Here is a 22,786-nt window from a genome sequence, read left to right on the forward strand (position 1 = left end):
TTGTCGCAAGGCGAGTCCATTAAGAATCGAGTCGCGTGAAAAGAGTCTTAACCGTGGTCGGCTGTTACTTGCCCTTGCGCCGCATTTCCTGGCGCTGTTCGAATTTTTCCCGGGCGTTGGCGGGCAGGGCGTCCTTGTCGAGCACGCCATTCTCCATCAACTGGGAGAAGGCATCCTCATAGGCGCGGATCATCGGGCGATCCAGGGCTTCCATGATTTCATGGAAATCGCCGCCCTTTTCGTTGAACACATGATTGTCGTCCTTGGTCGGCGTCCCGGCCACTTTTTCGTAGCGGGCGCGGGCGACCTTGAGCAGGGTCAGCATGGCCGCCACGTCGGACGGGGAATATTCAATATCCATGTAGGACTGCCAAAGATCGGCGATGACCTTCAACTGTTCGATCTTGTCGGCTTTCGTCATCGTCCCCGATCCCCCCTGTGATCCTACGCTACACGCGCCATAAGATAGCCGCCTTGGCGGGCTTTCCGCAAGTATCAGCTGCTGTCCGATGGAATATCGACTGCCGCGCCGCCGGTGTTGGGATCGGTGGTGACCGAATAGCCGGAGTCCGTTTCGACCCAGGCCACGTCCTCCTGGGACGCGCCTTCGAGAATGATGCGGGTTTCCGGGACATTCGGCGCAGCCGAGGTGACCACCAGCATCGGGTCGCCGTTCTCGGTGGTTTCCAGCTGTACGGTCAGGTCTTCACCAATCAATTCCATCACATCATCGAAATCGAAGTTGGTGATGACGTCCGTGTCGCCGTCCATGTCGAAGACGAAGGTGGTCGCCCCGTCACCGCCGGTCAGGATATCGTCGCCCAAGCTGTCGATGATCATGTCGCCGAAATCGCCGCCGATCAGGGCTTCGATATTGAACAGGCCGTCCTGGCCTGCGTCGGCGAGCATGTTGTCGCTGAGCGGTTGGCCCGTCAGGTCGGCCAGAGCCTCCTCGGAGCCGATGGCCACGTCGACCTCATAGTTCGAGACCGAAGCTCCTTCGCTCCACACGCGCAGCACGTAGGTCCCGCCCTCGGTGGCCTGAGTGGAGAAGGTCCCGTCCTCGGGAGCCCAACCTTCGATGGGGCGACTGGTCGTGTCGATGGAGCCATCCTCTTCCATGCGGAACAATTCGAAACGCATGGTCTCGGCCGCCCCTTGTGGATGCACGATGGAGACCCATTCGCCGTCCTGAAGATCGAACTGGAAGGCGTCGTTGTTCTTGTTCAAATTGCTCAGATTGTCGGCCAGACTGCCGGTGATCATCAAGCCGTCGAGATCTTCGGTGACCGTGCCGAACTGGTCGCGGCCGATCTCGTGGGCGTCCAGGGTGCCGTCGAGCTTCATGTAGTTGGATTCGATCTCCGGCACCTCGTTGGCGTACATGCTGAACAGTTCGGCGGTGGAGAACTGGGACGGGTCCCAATACAGACCGTCGGTCAATTCACCACCGGTCAGGGCGCTCAGGGCCCGCTCGCCGCCCACGGAGATATCCAGCGCATAGTTGGAAACCGATGCTCCCTCGCTCCAGATGCGCAGCACATAGCTGCCGCCATCGGCGGAGTAGGCCTGGAAGCCGCCGTCCTCGGGGGACAGGCCGTCGATCTGGTGCAGGCGGGTATTGACGCCGTCGTCTTCCAGCTTGAACAGTTGGAAGCGCATAGTCTCGTCGGCCCCTTCCGAATGGGAAATGTTGACCCATTCCCCGGGACCCATGTCGAACTGGAAGGCGTCGTTGTGCTTGTCTTCGTTGCCATCGTAATTGGCCAGACTGCCGGTCACGGTGATGCCGGCCATGTCGTCGGAGACGGCCCCGAAATCTTCGCGTGAAATCACGTGACTATCGACGGTGCCGTCGAGCTTCATGTAGTTCTGTTCCTGCTCGGGCAGGGAATTGGCGAACAGATCGAACCGGTCTTCCATGGAGGCCCCGGATACATCCAGGGTGGCGGTGATTGAGAAGTCGGCGTTGTTCCGGCCCTCGTTCAGCACCATCACCACGTAGGTGCCAGCGCCCAGGCCCGCCGGGTCCAGTGACGGCGGCGGGTTATCATGATCGTAGCCCTCGCCGAGGCTGTCGGCCGCATAGATGCGCATTTCGACATTCGGATTATCCAGCGACAGGCTCAGGCTCTCGCCCTGCTTCACCTCGAAAGTGAAGGCGTCGTTGTATTCTTGATGATTGCCGGTGTTGTAGGTGCCCAGGGTGCCATGCACCTCGACCACCGCCGTATCGACTGTTTCACCATGACCAAAGGCCCCGCGATCAATGGTCTGCGGCTGGTCAATGTGGTTGGGTTCCTTCTCGGCCACCGAGCCCGGTTCCTTGGTGCCGGGGGCCATGCCCTCAGCCCAATTCCAGGGCGCCTCGGGGTCGGAGGCGTAGCTAAAAGCGTCTTCGCTCTGAGGCAACTGGTCCAGCTGATGGGCGCGGATGGCTTCGACCATGGAACCCTGGGCAAAGGTGGCGCTCTCTGCCAACGAGGACAGGAAAGCTCCCGTATCGCCGCCCGGCTCGAAGCTTTCAAGCAGAGTCTCCATGCGGCTATTGGCTGCCGACATGCCGTTAATGATCTTCGCATCAATGGCCGACAGGGCGGGTGCCCCTTCGGGCTGCTGAGCATTATAGGCGTTGACCGCGTTATTGAGCATTCCGCCCAATTGTTCGGCGCTGGTCAAATTTAAGACACCTCCGTCAGCGGCATTGCCGATGGCCTGAACGGCCAGAGTCATGGCGTCAATGGTCGACAATCCCGCTGCTTCCAAGGCTGCGGACATTTGCGACAGGGTCGAGGCGACCATTACAGACTTGGCCATCAACGCCACATTTCCGGCCAAGGCGGCGGCCTGCGGGTCAGTGTTAAGCAGGTCTGTGCCCGGGGGCAATCCCATGGCGGCAACGATGTTGGACTCGGCGGTCTCGGCATTGACACCACCTTGCATCTGCATGTCGACCAGGGTGGTCAGCGGCGAAATCACCGTCGACCCATTCGGAGCGGACATGAGCCCGTAAAGGGGAAGTTCGGTGGTGACATCGGTGCCGAGGATGGCGCGCAGGGAGCCTTCTTGGTCGGTGGTAATGGTGAATGCACCGTTGGCATCGGAGAATGTATGGGCCTCATCCGGGCCGTTGGTCACGTCCAGGATTCCGTCCTGGTCAATGTCTTCACCGGCATCAAGGATGCCATTCCCGTTCAGGTCTTCGTTATGGTCGAAGTTGCCGTCGTTATCGGCATCCACAAAAACGAGGGCGTCTTCGATATAGCCGTCGACCACCGTGCCTTCATAGGTGTTCAGGGTGACCGTGTTGGTCCCATCGGGTGTCGAGACAGGAACTTGTGGCTGCTGTTGTCCCTGCGTCGTCGGTGGGGCACTTGGCGGAATCGCCTGTGGATTGATGGCCGGGGCGTTAGGGACGGTCGGCGTGGTCTGCTGATTGAACAAATTGCTGAAGGGGTTGGGCGGTGGCGCATTGCCGTTGTTTTGTGTGTCCCCCTGAACCTCTACGGGACCGGCAGCGGTATCGAAATTCTCCAGATCGCCTAACAGATCGGCGGTTTGATCCTCATCGGTAATATTGATTTTGTAACCCAGGTTGGTTTCAACCTCGAGCAAGGCCTGTTCGACACGAGCTTCCATTTCCTGCGCTTGCTGTTCCAAAGCGTCGGCGCGATCCATGTCGCCGGATTCGCGGGCCGCTGCGGCATCGGTGCGAATCTCTTCAAGGCGATCCATGACTTCGAGGGCGCGTTCTTCCAGGGTCTGCGGCAGATGAATGGAGGTTTCCTGAACGATCGAGCGCACCTGCGCATCGCTCAATTGCAGGGCGGTGGGGGTGCCCGACTGGGAGGGCGACCACTGCCAGCCGCCACCGATGTTGTTGATGGTGCCAAGCATGTCGCCGTCGGGGCTCATGAGGACGATTTCACCGACCGATTCACCCTTCAGGGTGTTTTCGGGCAGGTTGACCGCTTTCACGGTCTCGCCGTCGGTTTCCAGGAACACCTTGGTGCCACGGATGCCGATGGTGGCCACCGGGGTCTTCACCATCATGGCGTCCTGGCCGAACTTGGCGATTTGACCGGAGACGAAAGTCGCCGCGCCGGTCAACAGGGCAAAGGAGGCGGAGCCTTCCTCGGCACCCGGATCGTAAACCATTTCGTCGAGCACCATGCGCCCGTTTTCACCAAGCGAGAACACGGAGGTATCGGCCAGCACGATGCCGACCGCGCCACCGTCGCCGGTGACCAGCACGTCGCCTTCGAACACCGGATCGCCCTTGCTCAGTTCGACGGTGGTGCCGTCGGCCCGAGTCGCGGTGACATGACCATCAAGGGTATCCACTTGCCCGATGGCGGTCTGAGGCTCGCCCGGTCCGTCCTGGGCCACCTGACCGGGGGCCAGCGGACCGGCCAGCTTAGAGGCCACGCTGCCGGAAATAGTGGCGCCGTCGGGCGTCATCAGTGTTGCCGGTGCGCCCCCGGCGAAATAATCAACCAAGGTCACGGAAGCGCCATCAGGGGCGGTGACAACCAAATCCGCGCCCTCGCGGCCATAGTCGGCCGACGCCATGTCAAAACCCGCAGGGAGCGCCGCAGACTCTTGGCCGGGCTCCATATGCAGGGTCATCGTTGCGGGAGACTGGGGCGCTGGGGTCGTGTCGAAGGTGCTCATGGTCGGTTCCAATTCATCTGCCTGTCAGTCCCATCATAGGGATTCGACGGACTTTTTACTCAATCCTTATTCATTATATAGGAGCTGTCTGTGACTTTGCTGTGATTGGGGTCACTCACCCGAACAGCGGAGTCAAAAAATCCCGCACCCGGGCCTCGAAAGTGTGCTTGGCCGTGTATAGAGGCATCGCGGCCTCGGCCATGGCCTGGAGATTTTGCGGACAGGCCAGGAGGTCCGCCAATTGGGCCGCCGTCGCTGCGGGGGAGGCCTGGAATACAATGCTTTCCCCGTGAGTGAAGTCCTGGGGCAGGTATTGACTGGGGTTGGTGCAGACCACCGCCCCGGCGGCCATGGCCGAACAGATGCGTTCGTGGGACCCGGCCTTGAATTTCGGTGTCATGTTGAGCACCACCTTGGATCGGCGCATCAAATCCTGGACCTCTTCATAGGGGCGCTCGCCGAGCAGAGTTACTTGACCACATCCGTTCTGAAAAAAGTCCGAGGCCACCGGTCCGACCACGGTTACCGGCAGGCTCTTGAGTTGTTCCATCATCGCCCAACGCCAGGCCCCCTGGGCCAGATTGCCGAGCAGAGCGACCAGTCGGCAGACCTGTTGCCATTGCAAGTGATTCGGATCAATCCCCTGAGCCAGACAGGCAGCGGTCAGGGCTTCGTAGGGGTCACTCACCCGGTCCACGATGTCCGCGCAGGCCTGTTCCACAACGGCACGGATCGGCGGCGCGAACTGGGCCAGCCGGGCGGCGCGCGTGGCGCCGTGAGGGGCCATGGCCAGGGCCCCGGAAAACAGGATGTCGATGGGGCGTTGCTCGATGGGCAGGGGATCGGGATCGGGCGGCAGTCCGGCATGGGGAAAGAAAATGGCCTGAGCATCCGAATAGCCGTTCAGCCGCAGATACGAGGCGTCGCACAGGCCGAGCACGGTGCCCGTGCCCACATGGCGCAGATTGGGATGATCCAGCGGATGATCGAGGATGAAGGAAAAACGCGGTCGGGTCTTAAAGGGCGACCGGGCTTGCGTATCGACGATGAATGGTCGTCCGCCGTCCTTTTCCAGCGCGTCCCACAGCCGGTTCACCCGGTCGATGAGGGCAGGCGCGTCATTGCCGACGATGGAAATACGATGGGTCCGAAAGCCATTGCGTTGCAGCCCCCAGGACAGACCATCCTTGAGATAGTCGATGGTCCCGGCGCGGCTGCCCCATTCGACGACAATGGCATCGGTATAGCTCATGGGGTCAGCATAGCCGTCGGCGAGGAGCCTGAGAAGCTGTCCCGTGACAGGACGGGCGGCGCGGTGTAGGGTCGGGTCGCTTCAACGGTTCCTGGGACAACGAGAGATGAAAACGGCGGGCTCCACGGGCCATCGGGCGGTCTATTTCCTGGTGGCGTCCCAGGCCCTGGCGATGACCGGCGCGTCGCTGGTGGTCACCGTCTCGGCCCTGGCGGGCAAGCTGCTGGCCCCGACGCCGGATCTGGCGACATTACCCTTTGCCCTGCAATTCGTCGGCACCATGGCGGCGACCATCCCGGCCAATCTGTTTATGGCGCGGGTCGGGCGGCGGTTCGGCTTCACGGTCGGTCAGTCGATCGGCATTTGTGGTGCCCTGATTTCCGCCACGGCGATCTATCTGGGGCATTTCTGGCTGTTCGCTCTGGGCAGTTTCCTGCTCGGCACCCACAATGCCTTCTGGGCCTATTACCGCTTTGCGGCGGCGGAATCCGTTGATGTTCAATTCCGCCCCCGGGCCATTTCCTATGTTCTGGCGGGTGGCGTGTTCGCGGCTCTCGCGGGACCGGAATTGGCCAAGAACAGCATGGATCTGCTGGCCCCGATCCTGTTTGCCGGAAGCTATCTGGCCATCGTCGGGCTCTCGGTGCTGACCATCGTGCTGCTGCAATTCGTGGATATTCCAACGCCGCACCTGGAAAACAGGAAAGGCGGCGGGCGGCCGCTGCGGGTCATCGCGCGGCAGCCGGAGTTCATCGTTGCCGTATTGTCGGCGATGATCGGCTACGGGGTGATGAGCCTGGTCATGACCGCCACGCCGCTGGCCATGGTGGCCTGTGGCTTTGCCTTCGAGGATGCGGCGTTCGTCATTCAGTGGCATGTGCTGGGCATGTTTGCGCCGAGTTTTTTCACCGGTTGGCTGATTCGCAAATTTGGCGTGCTGCGCATCATCCTGGTCGGCACGCTGCTCAATGTGGTTTGCATGGGGCTCAATCTGGCCGGGATCGAGTTGATGAATTTCTGGGCGGCCTTGCTGGCTCTGGGCATCGGCTGGAACTTCATGTTCATCGGCGGCACCACTCTGCTGACCCGGACCTATCAGCCGGAAGAGCGGGCCAAGGTGCAGTCGATCAACGATTTCTCGGTTTTCGGCATGGTCGCCCTGGCCAGCTTTTCTTCCGGGGCGTTGCAGAACATGATCGGCTGGCAGGCGGTCAATGCGGCGGCGTCGCTGCCCATTCTGATCGCCTTTGCCGCCGTGTTGTGGCTGTGGATCGGGCAAAAGCGCCTGGCTGGACGCGAAATATAATTACCGCAGAATGACAAAAAACTTTCCGTTTGTTCGCCATTTTCCGTTGACCGAGTCCGATGAAGAGACTAGGGTGCGCGCTCCCATGACGGCCCTGCCTGGGGCGCGACCGTCTTTTCAGTTGATCACGGCACATTGAGATATCGTGAAATTAAGGAGATGCAGGCTATGTCCAGCCAGCCCATGACCGGTGCGGAAATCATTTTGAAGGCTCTCAAGGATCAGGGCGTTGACGTGGTATTCGGCTATCCCGGCGGCGTGACCCTGCCCATCTACGATGAAATCTTCAAACAGAATTTCCTGCGTCATTACCTGCCGCGCCACGAACAAGGGGCCATGCATGCGGCGGAGGGCTATGCCCGCTCCACCGGCAAGGTTGGTGTGGCGCTGGTGACTTCGGGTCCCGGGGCGACCAACACGGTGACCGGTTTGACCGATGCCATGCTGGATTCCATTCCGCTGGTCTGTCTGTGCGGCCAGGTGCCGACGGCGCTGATCGGCAACGACGCCTTCCAGGAGGCCGACACCACCGGCATTACCCGCCATTGCACCAAGCATAACTATCTGGTGCGCGACGTGCAGGATCTGGCGCGGGTGCTGCACGAGGCCTTCTATGTGGCGGCCCATGGCCGTCCGGGGCCGGTGGTGGTCGATATCCCCAAGGATGTAATCACTGGCCTGGGCGAATATATGGCACCGAGCAAGGTCCATATGAAGCGTTACAACCCCAAGACCAAGGGCGACAAGGGGGCCATCGAAGAGGCGCTGAAGCTGCTGTCGAAGGCCAAGAAGCCGTTGTTCTATTGTGGCGGCGGGGTGATCAATGCCGGTCCGGCGGCGTCGCAGTTGCTGACCCAGTTCGTCAAGGAAACCGGCGTGCCTTGTACCCTGACCTTGATGGGGCTTGGCGCCTATCCGGCGACTGACAAGCAGTTCCTCGGCATGTGCGGCATGCATGGCACCTACGAAGCCAACATGGCGATGCATGACTGTGATCTGATGATCAACATCGGGGCGCGCTTCGATGATCGGGTGACCGGACGCACCGATGCCTTCTCGCCCGGCTCGGCCAAGATTCATATCGACATCGACCCCTCGTCCATCAACAAGAACATCATGGTGGATGTGCCGATCGTCGGCGATGCGGGATTGATCCTCGAAGACATGATCAAGATCTGGAAGTCCAAGCAGTACAAAGTGTCCGACAAGGCGCTGAAGAACTGGTGGAAAGAGATCGACCACTGGCGGTCTCGGCAGAGTCTGGCCTATGAGAAGGCCAAGGACGTGATCAAGCCGCAACATGCCATCGAGCATCTTTACGAGGCGATCAAGGATCGGGATGCCTATGTCACCACCGATGTGGGACAGCACCAGATGTGGGCCGCCCAATACATGCTGTTCGACAAGCCGAACCGCTGGATGACCTCGGGCGGTCTGGGCACCATGGGCTACGGCCTGCCCGCTGCCATGGGTGTGCAGATTGCGCATCCAGACAAGCTGGTGGTCTGCGTGACCTCGGAATGTTCGTTCCAGATGAATCTTCAGGAACTGGCGACCATTCGCGAGCATAACCTGCCGGTCAAGATCCTGCTCTGCAACAACAGCTTCATGGGCATGGTGCGGCAGTGGCAGGAGCTGTTCTACGAGGAACGCTACTCCCAGAGTCACATGGACCATCAACCGGATTTCGTCGCCCTGGCCCAGGCCTTCGGCATGACCGGTCTGCGGGCCAGCAAGCCGGACGAAGTGGATAGCGCCATCAAGCAGATGCTGGAGACCGATGGCCCGGTGCTGCTCGACATGCTGGTCAGCAAGGAAGAAAACGTCTTCCCGATGATCCCCGCCGGAGCGGCGCATAATGAAATGATTCTCGGCCCAGAAGATGAAGAGGACGTGGCACTGAGCGACGGCGGCGACGGCATGGTATTGGCCTGACCCGGAAAATCCTCTACATAGCGTCCCCAATATTCAGTCCAGGACCCTCGGCGTTGCGAGGGCACCCCAGGAGCAAGACCCATGCATTCGACCAATTACAAATCCGACGCCATCGAATTTCATACCATGTCCGTCCTCGTCGATAACGAGGCGGGTGTGCTGGCGCGGGTCATCGGCCTATTTTCCGGGCGCGGCTATAACATCGACAGCCTGACCGTGGCCGAGGTGGATGCCGTGGAACGGCTTTCCAAGATCACCATCGTCACCTCCGGCACCCGCATGATCCTCGAACAGATCAAGGCGCAGTTAGAGCGGCTGGTGCCGGTGCGCACGGTCATCGACCTGACCGAGGAAGGGGACTCGGTGGAACGGGAACTGGCCCTGGTCAAGGTGGTCGGCAGCGGCGAGAAGCGCGTCGAGGCGTTGCGCATTGCCGATATTTTTCGCGCCCGGGCGGTGGACAGCACCCAGGAATCCTTCGTCTTTGAGATTGTCGGCAAGACCTCGAAGATCGAAGCCTTTATCAACCTCATGCAGCCCCTGGGGCTGGCCGACGTGTCGCGGACCGGCGTTGCCGCCATTCCCCGTGGCGCCGGTTCCATGTAATTTCTGTGGTTTTTCGAAAGGACGAAGAAGATGCGCGTTTATTACGACCGTGACGCGGACGTGAACCTGATCAAGGGCAAGAAAGTGGCGGTGATCGGTTATGGCTCCCAGGGCCATGCCCACTTGCTCAACATGAAGGACTCCGGAGTCACCCAGTTGGCCGTCGGACTGCGCGCCGACTCGTCCTCGCGGGCCAAGGCGGAAGGCGCCGGTCTGAAGTGCATGACCCCGACCGAGGCCGCCGCCTGGGCCGACGTGGTGATGATGCTGACCCCCGACGAATTGCAGGCCGACATCTATCGTGACGAGCTGCACGCCAACATGAAGCCCGGGGCGGCGCTGGCCTTTGCTCATGGCCTCAATATTCACTTCAACCTGATTGAGCCACGCCAGGATATCGACGTGTTCATGATCGCCCCCAAAGGCCCCGGCCACACGGTGCGCGGCGAATACCTCAAGGGCGGCGGCGTGCCCTGCCTGGTGGCGGTGCATCAGAATGCTTCGGGCAATGCCATGGAAGTGGCGCTGTCCTATGCCTCGGCCATCGGCGGCGGGCGCTCCGGCATCATCGAGACCAGCTTCCGCGAGGAATGCGAGACCGATCTGTTCGGCGAGCAGGTGGTGCTGTGCGGCGGCCTGACCGAGTTGATCCGCAACGGCTTCGAGACCCTGGTGGAAGCCGGGTATGCGCCGGAAATGGCCTATTTCGAATGTCTGCACGAGGTCAAGCTGATCGTCGATTTGATCTATGAAGGCGGCATGGCCAACATGCGCTATTCCATCTCCAACACGGCGGAATACGGCGATTACGTCACCGGCAAGCGCATCGTCACCCCGGAAACCAAGGCCGAGATGAAGCGGGTGCTGGACGATATCCAATCCGGCCGCTTCGTGCGCGACTGGATGACCGAGTGCAAGGTCGGTCAGCCGTCGTTCAAGGCGACCCGGCGCCGCAATGCGGAACATGAGATCGAGGAGGTCGGGGCCCGCCTGCGCGGCATGATGCCCTGGATCGGCAAAAACAAGCTGGTCGACAAGGCCAAGAACTGACCGTCCCCGGATTGACGGACATCACCAAGGGCGGGAGAAATTCCGCCCTTTTTGTTGGCCGAAAGTCACTCCCGAAAACCGCAAACCGTGATAACGTCCGCGCAGAATCCATGTCCAGGAGCGCCCCATGACCGGCGATTTCATTCCTGCCGTCTGTCCCCATGACTGCCCCAGCGCCTGCGCCTTGGAGGTGGAGCGTCTGAGCCCAACGGAAATCGGCCGGGTGCGCGGCGCAGCGGATCATCCTTATACGGATGGCGTCATCTGCGCCAAGGTCAACCGCTACAAGGAACGCACCCACCATCCGGCGCGCCTGACCCGACCGCTGCGTCGGATCGGTCCCAAGGGCGAAGGGCGTTTCGAGGCGATTTCCTGGGACGAAGCCCTGCACGAGGTGGCGCAGGCTTTTCAACAGGCCGCCACCATCCACGGGCCGGAAACCGTTTGGCCTTATTACTATGCCGGGACCATGGGACAGGTGCAGCGCCAAGGTATTCTGCGCTTGCGACGGCTGATGGGCTATTCCCACATGGGCAAAACCATCTGTTCGGCCATCGGCAAGGCGGGTCTGATGGCGGGAATTGGGGCGCAGCGGGGTGTTGACGGCCTTGAAATGGCCGAATCCGATTTGGTGGTGCTGTGGGGAACCAATGCGGTGGCCACCCAGATTCAGGCCATGCAACTGGCCCAAAAGGCGAAAAAGGAACGCGGCGCGACCATCGTCACCGTCGATCCCTATCGCACCCGCACCGCCGCTTTGTCCGATCGTCATGCGATGCTGCGTCCGGGAACCGACGGCGCGCTGGCCTGTGCCATGATGCATGTGTTGTTCAAAGAGGGTTTTGCCGACCGCGACTACCTGAGCCGGATGACCGACTTTCCCGCCGACCTGGAACGCCATCTGGAAAGCCGCACGCCTGAGTGGGCGGCCCAGATCACCGGGCTGGAGGCGGCGGAAATCATTGACTTCGCACGGCTTTACGGGCGGACCAAAAAGAGCTTTCTGCGCCTGGGCTACGGCTTCACTCGGCAGCGCAACGGGGCGTCCAATCTCCATGCGGTGAGCTGTCTGCCTGCGGTCACCGGCGCGTGGCAGGAACGCGGCGGCGGCCTGCTGGCGGCCAGTGGCGGGGTGTTCAGAATCGACATGGGATTGGTCGAGGGCCTGGATTGTCCGGATAAAGCGGCCCGGACATTGGATATGAGTCGGATCGGCGATGTGCTGCTGGGCGATACGGCGGCGTTGGGGGAGGGGCCGCCGGTGACGGCCATGCTGATGCAAAATACCAATCCGGCGCTGGTGGCTCCGGAATCGGCCAAAGTGCGCGCCGGCCTGATGCGCGACGACCTGTTTCTCTGTGTCCATGAACAGTTCATGACCGATACGGCAAAAATGGCTGACATCGTTCTGCCCGCCACCACCTTCGTTGAGCATGACGATCTGTATACCTCGTATGGTCAGACCTCCCTTCAGGTCTCGCGGCGGATCATCGAGCCGGTGGGCGAGAGCCGCAGCAATCATGAAGTCATCGGAGATCTGCTGACGCGGTTGGGGGCAGGCCATCCGGCCAATACGATGACCGCCTGGGAAGTGGTGGATTCCGTTCTCAAGGCCTCCGGATATGTGGGCGGGGCGGACCAGTTGGCCCGCGACCGTTGGGTCGATTGTCAGCGACCGTTCGAGGAGGCGCATTTCCTGACCGGGTTCGGCCATGCGGACGGGAAATTTCGTTTTGCTCCAGACTGGGCGTCCATTGGACCCGATCATCATCAAATGCCCCGTCTGCCTGATCATATGGATGTGCTGGAAGCAATGGATTCTGAGCATTCCTTTAAATTGGTGACTGCTCCGGCGCGCAATTTTCTCAACAGTTCGTTCACTGAAGTGGCCCACAGCCGCGAGGCCGAGGGACGTCCGACAGCCAAAATCCATCCCGAGGACTGTGCAGAACTGGGGCTGATCGAGGGACAACGGGTGCGCCTGAGCAACCGACGGGGAGCGGTGGTGGTTCATGCGGCACCGTTCGACGGCCTGCAACGGGGCGTCGTGGTGGTGGAGAGCATCTGGCCCGCCGAGGCATTCGAGGACGGACAGGGGATCAATACCCTGACCGGGTCCGACCCGGTGGCCCCCATGGGGGGAGCCGCCTTTCACGACATCGCAATCAAGATCGAGGCATTATGACGAACAAGGCCCACATCATCGTTTTGGGAAATGAAAAAGGCGGCAGTGGCAAATCCACCACGGCGGTGCATCTGGTGATTTCCTTGCTGCGACTGGGCAAGCGGGTGGCGACCATCGACGCCGACCTGCGCCAGGGTACCCTGAGCCGTTATCTGGAGAACCGGGCCGCCTACAGCCAGTCCAAGGGACTGCCGTTGCCCATGCCGACCCATGTGCGGCTGACCGACGACAGCCTGTTTGACCCGCAATTGGACGCCCTGGCGGTGGATCATGACGTGGTGCTGATCGACTGCCCCGGTCATGACACGGAGGTCGCTCGGCAGGCCCACGCCCGGGCCGATACCCTGATCACGCCGCTCAATGACAGTTTCATCGACCTGGACGTGCTGGCCCGGGTTTCCGCCGATGCGCACAAGGTGCTGGGTCTGAGCCATTACGCCGAAATGGTCTGGGAACAGCGTAAGCGGCGGGCCATGGCCAAGGATAAGCCCATCGACTGGATTTTGTTGCGCAACCGTCTGAGCCATCTGGATGCCCGCAACAAGCGCGACGTGGGCCGCATTCTCGATGGACTGGAACGGCGGTTGGGATTCCGTCAGGTAGCCGGCTTCGGCGAGCGGGTAATTTTCCGCGAACTGTTCCCCAAGGGGCTGACATTGCTTGACCTCAAGGAATCGCAGGACGGCAATCTGACCCTGTCCCATGTGGCGGCGCGCCAGGAAGTGCGGGCGATTATCGAGGCTTTGAGTCTCTGAACTGTCGCGGCGGGGGTGGATTGGGTAGAATGGGCATCCCGTTGCAGTCTTGGAATCGGCCCTGAGAGGATTGCGTGAGTTTTTCCGCTACCCTGACCTACACGAGTTACCTGCTGTTGGCGGTCATCTGGACTGCCATTCTGAGCCTCTATATCCGCCATTTGAAGATTCAGGCCAAGGTCGGCACCACGGTCCACCTGTTGCTGATCATCCTGACCATCGACGCCTTCCGGACGCTGCTGGAGAGTATCTATTTCGGAGCAGCCCGGTCGTCCGACGCCGGGGTATTGCCGCAATGGGTCGGCCATTTGCTCAATCAGTCCCAATATCTGGTACTTCCCAAGCTGGTCAATCTGGTGGCGGCGTTGCTGGTTTTCTTTTTGTTGGGCCGCCGGTTCCTGCCGTTGCTCATTGCCGAGGAGTCGGACAAGGCGGCGCAGATCGAACGCCAACAACGGGAAATAGAAAGCCGCCGCCGGGTCGAAATGGCGCTGGTGGAGGAAAAGCGAAAAGCCGAAAAGTATCTGGATATGGCCGGGGTGATGTTCATCGCCTTGGACCGTCAGGGGCGGATTACTCTGGTCAACAGAAAGGCTTCTGAGATTCTTGGCTATACAGAACAAGAATTGCTGGGCCGCAAGTGGTTTGATCTGCTGCCTGAAAAAGAGGCCGAAAGCATCGAAAATTTGTTCCGAAAGATGATTGCGCGGGAAACATTGATCGCGCCGGAATACCAGAATGCGGTTCTGACAAAGGACGGTCGGATCAGACTCATTCAATGGCAGAATATTTTTTTGCGCGATGACGAAGACCGCGTCACCGGCATTCTCAGTTCCGGGCTGGATGTCACCGAACAGCGCGCCACCGAGCGCGAAAACCGGAGATTGAGCCACCGCACGCAGCAGATTCTGGATGCGGCGGCGGAAGGGATCGTCGGCCTGGATGCGGAGGCCCGTATCCGTTTTGTCAATCCGGCGGCCCTGGCGGCATTCAAACGGACCGAAGAGGCGCTGGTGGGAGAGCCGTTCGCCACATTGGTCTGTCGCGCCCCGGAAGATCAACGGGCGCAGCCCGTCCGGCAGGAAAAATGCGCCCTGTTCGAAACCCTGGCCGAGGGCGAGGTTAAGCGGGCCGATGATGAAACCTTCTGGCGCGGCGATGGTCGGGCGTTTCCGGTGGAATACGTCTGTGCGCCGATTTTCGAGGGCGGGGTATTGGAGGGCGCGGTGCTGATCTTTCGCGATATCAGCCGACGCAAGGCCATCGAGGCCGAACTGCGGCGTTCCAATCAGGAACTGCAACAGTTCGCCTATGTGGCGTCACACGATCTCCAGGCCCCGTTGCGCATGATCTCCAGCTATCTGCGGTTGTTGGAACAACAAAAGGCGCCGCAACTGGATGAGGCGGCCCGGGAATACCTGCAACATGCCGCCGGAGGGGCGCAGCGCATGGATGCCCTGATCCGCGATCTGCTCGACTATGCCCGGGTGACGACTCACGAACGTCCGTTGGAGCCGGTATCGCTCAATGCCGTGGTGGAGACGGCGCGGGCCAACTTGAGCGCAGAGATCGAGCTGCGCGGGGCCGAGGTGTCGGTGGAGGACCTGCCGGTGGTGCTGGGGGATCAGATTCAGTTGGAACGGCTGATGCAGAATCTGATCGGCAATGCGCTAAAATACACGGCGGCGGACCGGGTGCCACAGGTTCATATCTCCCCGGCCCGCCGGGTCAATAAATGGATCATCACGGTCTCCGATAACGGAATCGGCATTGCCCCCGAGCACCTGGAGCGGGTTTTCGGCATTTTCCAGCGGCTGCATGCTCCCGGAGAATACGAAGGCACCGGAGTCGGTCTGGCTGTCTGCAAGCGCATCGTCGAGCGACATGACGGGGATATCTGGGCGACATCGACTCCCGGGCGGGGCTCGGCGTTTCATTTCACCCTGCCGGTCATGCCGGAATCACAGGAAGCGGCCCGATGACGTCGAAAGTGCCTGAAAAAAAATCTCAACCGGATTCCGACGTGCAGTCCTTTCTCGATCGCATGGCGGCGCTTCCCGCTCGACCCCCCGGCGGGGCGGGCAAACGGGGGCGCCTGCTGTTCGCCATGGATGCCACGGCCAGCCGTCAGCCCACCTGGGACCGGGCGGTCGGAATCCAGGCGGAGATGTTCAAGACGGCGGAAAGCCTGGGCGGGCTCGACATGCAGTTGGTCTTCTATCGCGGGTTGGGAGAGTTCAAGGCCTCGCCGTGGCTTGCCGATCCGGCCCGTTTGGCCCATATGATGACCCGGGTCTCCTGCCTGGCCGGAGAAACCCAGATTCGCAAGGTCCTGCGTCATGCGGTCAATCAGGCCGAGGCCGGGGCGGTGAATGCCCTGGTGTTCGTTGGGGACTGCGTGGAGGAAGACGTGGACGCATTGGGAGCCGTCGCCGGTCGCCTGGGGTTGCTCGGAGTGCCGGCCTTCCTGTTTCAGGAAGGATCGGACCCGGTGGCCGCCTTCGGGTTCGGACAGGTGGCCAAACTGACCGGCGGGGCGACTTTGCAATTCGACCCCAACAGCCCGCGCATGTTGTCCGATCTGTTGAAGGCGGTGGCGGTGTTCGCCGCCGGGGGGCGCGGGATGTTGGATCAAATGGCGTTGGAGCAGGGCGGAGAGATGCTGCGGCTGACCCGTTCGCTCACAAGTACGAAAGGCTGAGGGTCGATGTTCCATATGTTGATTCTCGGGCTGGCGCTCCTGGTTGCCGTGATGGCGGCGCTGCGCTGGTATGCCGGAGCGGATACGGCGGCGCTGGTGCAGCACCTCAAGCGGGCGGGTATCGGCCTTGGCATCGGGGCGGTGCTGTTCATGGTGTTGACCGGGCGCATTGCCTGGATGTTCGCTTTTTTGCCGCTGCTGGTGCCGCTGGCCCTGCGCTGGCGGAGTGTCCTTCAACAGGCCAAGGTGTTCCGGCGCATGGCTTCCGCCGCCGCCGGGGGCAGTGGGGCCCGTCCGGGGCAGCGTTCGGAGGTGGAAACCCGTTTTTTGCGCATGCGCCTGGATCATGCCAACGGGGAACTCAGCGGCGAGGTCAAGGAAGGCACGCTGGCCGGACGCGATATAGGCAGTCTGAGCCTGGAGCAATTGCTCGATTTGTTGCAACTCTGTCGGGCCGAGGACGATGAATCGGCGCGGCTGCTGGAGGCCTATCTGGACCGGGCACGGACCGGCGACTGGCGCACCCGCTACCAGGAAAAAAACCAGGGCTCCCGGGATCGCAGGCCGGGATTTTCCTCCGATGCCATGGACCGGGCCGAGGCGGCGCGTATTCTGGGGGTGGCGGCCACGGCCTCGACCGCCGAGATCAAGGCCGCCTACCATCGCCTGATCGCCGCCGTGCACCCGGATCATGGGGGGTCCGATTATCTGGCGGCGAAAATCAACCGGGCCAAGGATGTCTTGCTTGGCGGATGAGGCAAAATAAGCGAAAATGGAGCCATGTGGACCTGGGTGGACATCTTGCGGGGGATGGTCGTCGGTCTGGCACTGGGATTGGGTGCCTTCGAATCTGTCGTCATTGCCGCGCCATCGCCTTGTAATGCCGGAGCTTATTTGGCCCAGCACCGGCAAGCCGTGGACCTGTACCAGGACCAAAAATTCGATCAGGCCGTCGCCTTGTGGGCCCCGTTGGCGGAGGTCGGATTCGCCCCCGCCCAGGCCCGATATGGACATGCCCTGCTGCTCGGCGAGGGGGCGGATAAGAATATCCCGGATGCCCTGTTTTGGACCCTCGTGGCGGCCCGTCAGAATGATCTGAACGGGATGAAAATCGCCAGCAACCTGCAAGAAACACTCGATCAGAAAGTGGTTGCCGAAGTCACACGACGGGCCGAGACTTGGCAGGCTGAACCGGAGGGCTGCATGGTCGCCCCCGCAGCTCCCTTGCGTCAGACCGATTCCCATACAGCGGAATTGCGAAATGGTCCACGGGTGGTGATTGATCCCAAAGTGAGCGAGGAAGCGGCTCGGGCGATTTTCAAGGTTCTGGCATCTATAGCCACGGCCCTGCACAAGGATCATGTGGCTCTGTTGCCCTATTTGGCCCTGATTGATCGTTTGGACATTTTTGCCGTGCCCGAGGACCCGTTCGACCGCTATGTGGGTTGGGCCGCCGCCACGGATCAACGGGTGCTTCAGATGTCCGTCGGCAGTTTCATGGACGACGACCCCAATTTCATGCTGGCGGCCATTTTGTTGGAGGTCCGGCGGCATATTTACGATGCGTTGCCGCAGTCGCACTTCAATGATCCGCAAATCCGCACCCATAAGGGGGTGAGGTTGGTGGGATCGGTCTATGATGACATCAATAACAAGAATTTCTACAAGATGGCTTCCAAGGCTTTGGATATGGCGGAAAAACTACCAAAGTCAGTGGCCCCCACGGTGCAGGCCATCCATGAGATCCGCTACAATCCGCAATCCAGGCATTTTTTCAAAACCGGACGGATCGACGCCACCGGCGGCTATTTCATGAAGCATGTGGGCGGGCCGGACAATCGCATCATCACAGTGCGCCGGGAAGCCCGCTGGGTCAGCCCGGCCAGCTGGCTGCTGCTGTTCGTGCACGAGGGCACCCACATTCTGCAACAGCAGAAAGCCGAGCGTCATGACCTGAAAATAGCTCAGGGCAGCGGCACGACGACCATGTCGGAGTACAACAGGCGTTGGCGTCAGGGGGTGGAAATGAACGGACGGCAGGTGAGTGACATGGCCTTTGAATGCGAGGCGACGGAAAACGAGATTCGGGCGGCCCGGGCTCTCGACCTGCCGCCCTCCCTGATCGAGGAATCGGGATATCTTTCCCTGTGCGACCGGGCGCAAAAAATGATGGTCCAATGGTCCGACGCGCGATTGGCCAAATCCCGTCCGCAATAAGGCCGCCTTGACTTGCGGGCCGCCGCCACCTGTGGCACAACATGCCCCTGTGTTTTCCGCCCCAGAGACGTCCCTTCCCAGAGAAAGGAAATTTCATGAGCAAGCCTGTCCGCAAGGCCATTTTTCCGGTTGCCGGTTTGGGCACCCGCTTCCTTCCGGCGACCAAGGCGATGCCCAAAGAAATGCTGACCATTGTCGACAAGCCCTTGATTCAATATGCGGTGGAAGAGGCCATGGAAGCGGGGATCGAACAGATCATTCTGGTTTCCGGGCGCGGCAAGACCTCCATGTCCGACCATTTCGATCATTCCTATGAGTTGGAACAGACGCTGATGGCGCGCGGCAAGACCGAGGCCCTGCGGTCGGTGACCAAGTGGCTGCCCAAGCCGGGTCAGGTCACCGTGATGCGTCAGCAAGAGCCCCTGGGACTCGGTCATGCAGTCTGGTGTGCGCGCAACATGATCATCGACGAGCCTTTCGCAGTGCTGCTGGCCGACGACATGATTCTGTCCGAGCCCGGCTGTCTCAAGCAGATGGTCGAAGTATTCAACCAAACCGGCGGCAACATGGTGGCGGTGGAGGAAGTCCCCCACGAGAACACCGGCCGCTACGGTATTCTCAATGTGGTTGAGGATGACGGCAAGCTGGTCCGGGCGCGGGGACTGGTGGAAAAGCCCGACCCCAGTGTCGCGCCGTCCAATCTGGCCATTATCGGGCGCTATATTTTGCAACCGGATGTCATGCTCGAACTGGAGCGCCATGAGCGCGGGGCCGGTGGTGAAATCCAGTTGACCGATGCCATGGCGCGGACCCTCGATCGGACTCCCTTTCATGGGTTGAGGTTCGAGGGCCGGCGCTTCGACTGCGGCAGCAAGGAGGGTTTCGTGCAAGCCAACGTGGCCTATGCCCTGAACCGACCGGATTTGCGCGACAAGGTTGTGGAATCCCTTCAGGAATTCTGCCGATTGGAAAAAGACCATTGATTTTTTTGACCATTTTTTGTCCTAGGGGGAAGTGAATATGCACGTTACGATGATCGGCACCGGCTATGTGGGTTTGGTGTCAGGGGCCTGTTTCTCGGAATTTGGTCACGAAGTCATTTGCGTCGACAAGGACGCCTCAAAGATCGAACGCCTGCTCAAGGGCGAGATTCCCATCTACGAGCCGGGACTCGACGATCTGGTGGCGCGCAACGTCGAGGCCGGTCGCTTGACCTTCACCCTTGATCTCAAGGAAGCGATGAAAAAGGCCGATGCGGTGTTCATCGGCGTCGGCACCCCCAGTCGTCGCGGCGACGGCCATGCGGACCTGTCCTACGTCTATGCGGCGGCCAAGGAAATCGCCGAGAACATGAACGGCTACACGGTGGTGGTGGATAAATCTACGGTGCCGGTGGGCACCGGCGACGAGGTGGAACGGATCATCCGCGAGACCCGCCCGGACGCCGATTTCGACGTGCTGTCGAACCCTGAATTCTTGCGCGAGGGCTCGGCCATCGAGGACTTCATGCGACCGGATCGGGTGGTTATCGGCGCTGAATCCGAACGCTCCAAGGAAGTCATGCGCGAGCTGTACCGCCCGCTGTATCTGCGGGAAACGCCGATTGTCTTCACCACCCGCCGGACCTCCGAATTGATTAAATATGCGGCCAATACCTTCCTCGCCGCCAAGATCACCTTCATTAACGAAATCGCCGATCTGTGCGAGAAGGTGGGCGCGGATGTGCAGGCGGTAGCCAAGGGCATCGGCCTGGACGGGCGTATCGGCGGCAAGTTCCTGCATGCCGGTCCCGGCTATGGCGGCTCCTGCTTCCCCAAGGATACCCGGGCGCTGGTCCATACGGCGCGGGATTATGGCAGCCCGTTGTCGATCATCGAGACAGTGGTGGCGGTCAACGACGCCCGCAAGCGCAAGATGGCGGAGAAAATTGTCGCCGCCGCCGGGGGCTCGCTCCAGGGTAAGACGGTCGGTGTGCTCGGTCTGGCTTTCAAGCCGAATACCGACGACATGCGCGAAGCCCCGGCCCTGGATATCATCCCGGCCCTGCTGGAGGCCGGTGCCAAGGTCAAGGTCTATGATCCGGAGAGCATGCACGAGGCCCGCAGCCTCTTGCCCCAGGACGGCATCGAATGGTGCAAGGGGTCCTATGAGGTGATGCAGGGCGCGCATGTGCTGAGTTTCCTCACCGAATGGAACCAGTTCCGCGCCCTCGATTTTGACCGGGTCAAGAGCTTGATGGCCGCGCCGGTGATCGTCGATCTGCGCAACATCTATACGCTGGTCGATCTCTCCGCCATGGGCTTCGACTATCATTGCATCGGACAGGCACCGCGTCTGGCCAAGAAATAGGACCCATCAGGAGAACCGGGATGAGTGTTCGGATCGTCAGTACAGCCCCTTTCGACGGGCAGAAGCCCGGCACCTCTGGCCTGCGCAAGAAGGTCACCGTGTTCCAGCAGGCCCATTATCTGGAGAACTTCATCCAGGCCTGGTTCGATACCCTGGAAGGCTATCAGGGGCAGACCCTGGTGGTCGGCGGCGACGGGCGTTACTACAACCGGACCGCCGTGCAATGCATTCTCAAGATGGCGGCGGCCAACGGAGTCGGGCGGGTGCTGGTTGGGCAGGGGGCCATTCTGTCCACCCCCGCCGCTTCCTGCGTCATCCGCAAGCATGGGGCGTTCGGTGGGTTCGTGCTGTCGGCGAGTCATAATCCCGGCGGCCCGGACGGGGATTTCGGCATCAAGTACAACATCACCAACGGCGGACCGGCCCCGGAAAAATACACCGAGGCGGCCTTTGCCCGCACCAAGACCATCGACCAGTACAAAATTCTCGAAGCGGCGGATCTGGATCTGGACCATGTGGCGACCCATCAATTGGGCGACATGACCGTCGAGGTCATCGACCCGGTGGCCGATTATGCGGAACTGATGGAAAGCCTGTTCGACTTCCCGGCATTGCAAGCGATGTTCAAAAAGGGCTTCCGGATGTGTTTCGACGCCATGCACGCGGTGACCGGCCCCTATGCCCGGGCCATCCTGGAGGACCGTCTGGGGGCGCCTGCGGGGACCGTCATCAACGGTATCCCGCTGGAAGATTTCGGCGGCGGCCACCCGGACCCCAATCTCAAACATGCCCATGAACTGGTGGAGATCCTGTTTGCCGCCGACGCCCCGGATTTCGGCGCCGCGTCCGATGGCGATGGCGACCGCAACATGGTGCTGGGCAATAACTTTTTCGTCACCCCCAGTGATTCGCTGGCGGTGCTGGCGGCCAATGCGACGCTGATTCCGGGCTATGCCAAGGGCATCGCCGGGGTGGCCCGTTCCATGCCGACCAGTTGCGCTGCCGACCGGGTGGCCGAGTCCCTGGGTCTGACCTGTTACGAGACCCCGACCGGTTGGAAATTCTTCGGCAACCTGCTTGATGCGGGCAAGGCCACCTTCTGTGGCGAGGAGAGCTTCGGCACTTCGTCCGACCATGTGCGCGAGAAAGACGGCCTGTGGGCGGTATTGGCCTGGATGAACGTGCTGGCGGCGCGCCCCGGTGAGTCGGTGGCGCAGATTGTCCAGGACCACTGGGCCAAATTCGGGCGCAACTATTATAGCCGCCACGATTACGAAGCGGTGGACAGCGACGCCGCCAACGACCTGATGGACAGCCTGCGGGATCGGGTGGACAGCCTGGCTGGGCAGACCCTTCAGGGGCACAAGGTGGCCACAGCCGACGACTTCACCTATACCGATCCGGTGGATGGCAGCGTCAGCGCCCAGCAGGGCATCCGCATCGTGTTCGAGGATGGCTCGCGCATCGTCTACCGATTGTCCGGCACCGGCACCGAGGGGGCGACCCTGCGCGTCTACATCGAACGCTTCGCCGCCGATCCGGCCGATCAGGCCCTGGAGACGCAAGAGGCCCTGGCCGACCTGATCGCTCTGGCCGTCGACGTGGGCGAAATCCGCTTCCGTACCGGTCGCGCCGAACCGACGGTCATAACCTGAAGTTCTTATACGGGAATTTCAACGGGCCAAAACCACTTAAGGTTTGTTAAACATGAGATGGGGTCTGATGGGATGGGGGCAGCGCTGTCCGCGCAGTGAGG

Annotated in this window: 16 protein-coding genes; 13 read left to right on the forward strand and 3 right to left on the reverse strand. The window is 61.1% G+C overall.

All coding sequences use genetic code 11. The features are described 5' to 3' along the window. Positions 1-64: 64 nt before the first annotated feature. The 3 genes from ACYQ1P_RS10770 to ACYQ1P_RS10780 all read right to left on the reverse strand — a co-directional run bounded on the left by ACYQ1P_RS10770 (position 65) and on the right by ACYQ1P_RS10780 (position 5,926). Positions 65-421 carry a DUF6378 domain-containing protein gene (locus ACYQ1P_RS10770; protein ID WP_460020360.1) on the reverse strand — a complete coding sequence of 119 codons (357 nt, stop codon included), beginning with the start codon at positions 419-421 and terminating at the stop codon, positions 65-67. 74 nt (positions 422-495) lie between these two features. Continuing rightward, complete coding sequence (locus ACYQ1P_RS10775) at positions 496-4,674, reverse strand: FecR family protein (RefSeq protein ID WP_460020361.1); 4,179 nt, start codon at positions 4,672-4,674, stop codon at positions 496-498. A gap of 115 nt (positions 4,675-4,789) precedes the next feature. After that, entirely contained in the window at positions 4,790-5,926 is a 1,137-nt protein-coding gene (locus ACYQ1P_RS10780) for a glycosyltransferase family protein (protein WP_460020362.1), read from the reverse strand. 106 nt (positions 5,927-6,032) lie between these two features. Here ACYQ1P_RS10780 and ACYQ1P_RS10785 point away from each other — a divergent pair, with 106 nt between their 5' ends. The 13 genes from ACYQ1P_RS10785 (at position 6,033) to ACYQ1P_RS10845 (ending at position 22,685) form a co-directional block, all read left to right on the forward strand. Next, positions 6,033-7,232, forward strand: coding sequence for an MFS transporter (locus ACYQ1P_RS10785; protein WP_460020363.1), 1,200 nt, complete (start codon positions 6,033-6,035; stop codon positions 7,230-7,232). Between the two features lie 168 nt (positions 7,233-7,400). Then, on the forward strand, positions 7,401-9,167 hold the full coding sequence (locus ACYQ1P_RS10790; protein WP_460020364.1) for an acetolactate synthase 3 large subunit: 1,767 nt from the start codon (positions 7,401-7,403) through the stop codon (positions 9,165-9,167). An 81-nt stretch (positions 9,168-9,248) separates the two neighbouring features. After that, positions 9,249-9,773, forward strand: a complete 525-nt coding sequence (gene ilvN, locus ACYQ1P_RS10795) for an acetolactate synthase small subunit (protein WP_460020365.1) — start codon at positions 9,249-9,251, stop codon at positions 9,771-9,773. A 30-nt stretch (positions 9,774-9,803) separates the two neighbouring features. Further along, positions 9,804-10,823: a ketol-acid reductoisomerase gene (gene ilvC, locus ACYQ1P_RS10800; RefSeq protein ID WP_460020366.1), complete on the forward strand. Its 1,020-nt coding sequence runs from the start codon at positions 9,804-9,806 to the stop codon at positions 10,821-10,823. A gap of 127 nt (positions 10,824-10,950) precedes the next feature. Further along, a complete protein-coding gene (locus ACYQ1P_RS10805; RefSeq protein WP_460020367.1) occupies positions 10,951-13,008 on the forward strand; it encodes a molybdopterin oxidoreductase family protein in 2,058 nt (685 codons plus the stop codon). Then, positions 13,005-13,763 carry a division plane positioning ATPase MipZ gene (locus ACYQ1P_RS10810; protein WP_460020368.1) on the forward strand — a complete coding sequence of 253 codons (759 nt, stop codon included), beginning with the start codon at positions 13,005-13,007 and terminating at the stop codon, positions 13,761-13,763. The genes ACYQ1P_RS10805 and ACYQ1P_RS10810 overlap by 4 nt, the downstream gene beginning before the upstream one ends. Positions 13,764-13,837: 74 nt before the next feature. Continuing rightward, positions 13,838-15,745: a sensor histidine kinase gene (locus ACYQ1P_RS10815; protein ID WP_460020369.1), complete on the forward strand. Its 1,908-nt coding sequence runs from the start codon at positions 13,838-13,840 to the stop codon at positions 15,743-15,745. Continuing rightward, positions 15,742-16,464: a VWA domain-containing protein gene (locus ACYQ1P_RS10820; RefSeq protein WP_460020370.1), complete on the forward strand. Its 723-nt coding sequence runs from the start codon at positions 15,742-15,744 to the stop codon at positions 16,462-16,464. The genes ACYQ1P_RS10815 and ACYQ1P_RS10820 overlap by 4 nt, the downstream gene beginning before the upstream one ends. A 6-nt stretch (positions 16,465-16,470) precedes the next feature. Next, on the forward strand, positions 16,471-17,220 hold the full coding sequence (locus ACYQ1P_RS10825) for a DnaJ domain-containing protein (protein ID WP_460020371.1): 750 nt from the start codon (positions 16,471-16,473) through the stop codon (positions 17,218-17,220). Between the two features lie 24 nt (positions 17,221-17,244). Next, positions 17,245-18,681, forward strand: coding sequence for an SEL1-like repeat protein (locus ACYQ1P_RS10830; protein ID WP_460020372.1), 1,437 nt, complete (start codon positions 17,245-17,247; stop codon positions 18,679-18,681). Positions 18,682-18,776: 95 nt separating this feature from the next. Then, a complete protein-coding gene (galU, locus tag ACYQ1P_RS10835; RefSeq protein ID WP_460020373.1) occupies positions 18,777-19,664 on the forward strand; it encodes a UTP--glucose-1-phosphate uridylyltransferase GalU in 888 nt (295 codons plus the stop codon). Positions 19,665-19,701: 37 nt separating this feature from the next. Then, positions 19,702-21,030 carry a UDP-glucose dehydrogenase family protein gene (locus ACYQ1P_RS10840; RefSeq protein ID WP_460020374.1) on the forward strand — a complete coding sequence of 443 codons (1,329 nt, stop codon included), beginning with the start codon at positions 19,702-19,704 and terminating at the stop codon, positions 21,028-21,030. A 20-nt stretch (positions 21,031-21,050) separates the two neighbouring features. Continuing rightward, complete coding sequence (locus ACYQ1P_RS10845) at positions 21,051-22,685, forward strand: alpha-D-glucose phosphate-specific phosphoglucomutase (RefSeq protein ID WP_460020375.1); 1,635 nt, start codon at positions 21,051-21,053, stop codon at positions 22,683-22,685. Positions 22,686-22,786 lie beyond the last annotated feature (101 nt).

It is taken from the genome of Magnetospira thiophila (assembly GCF_054657015.1).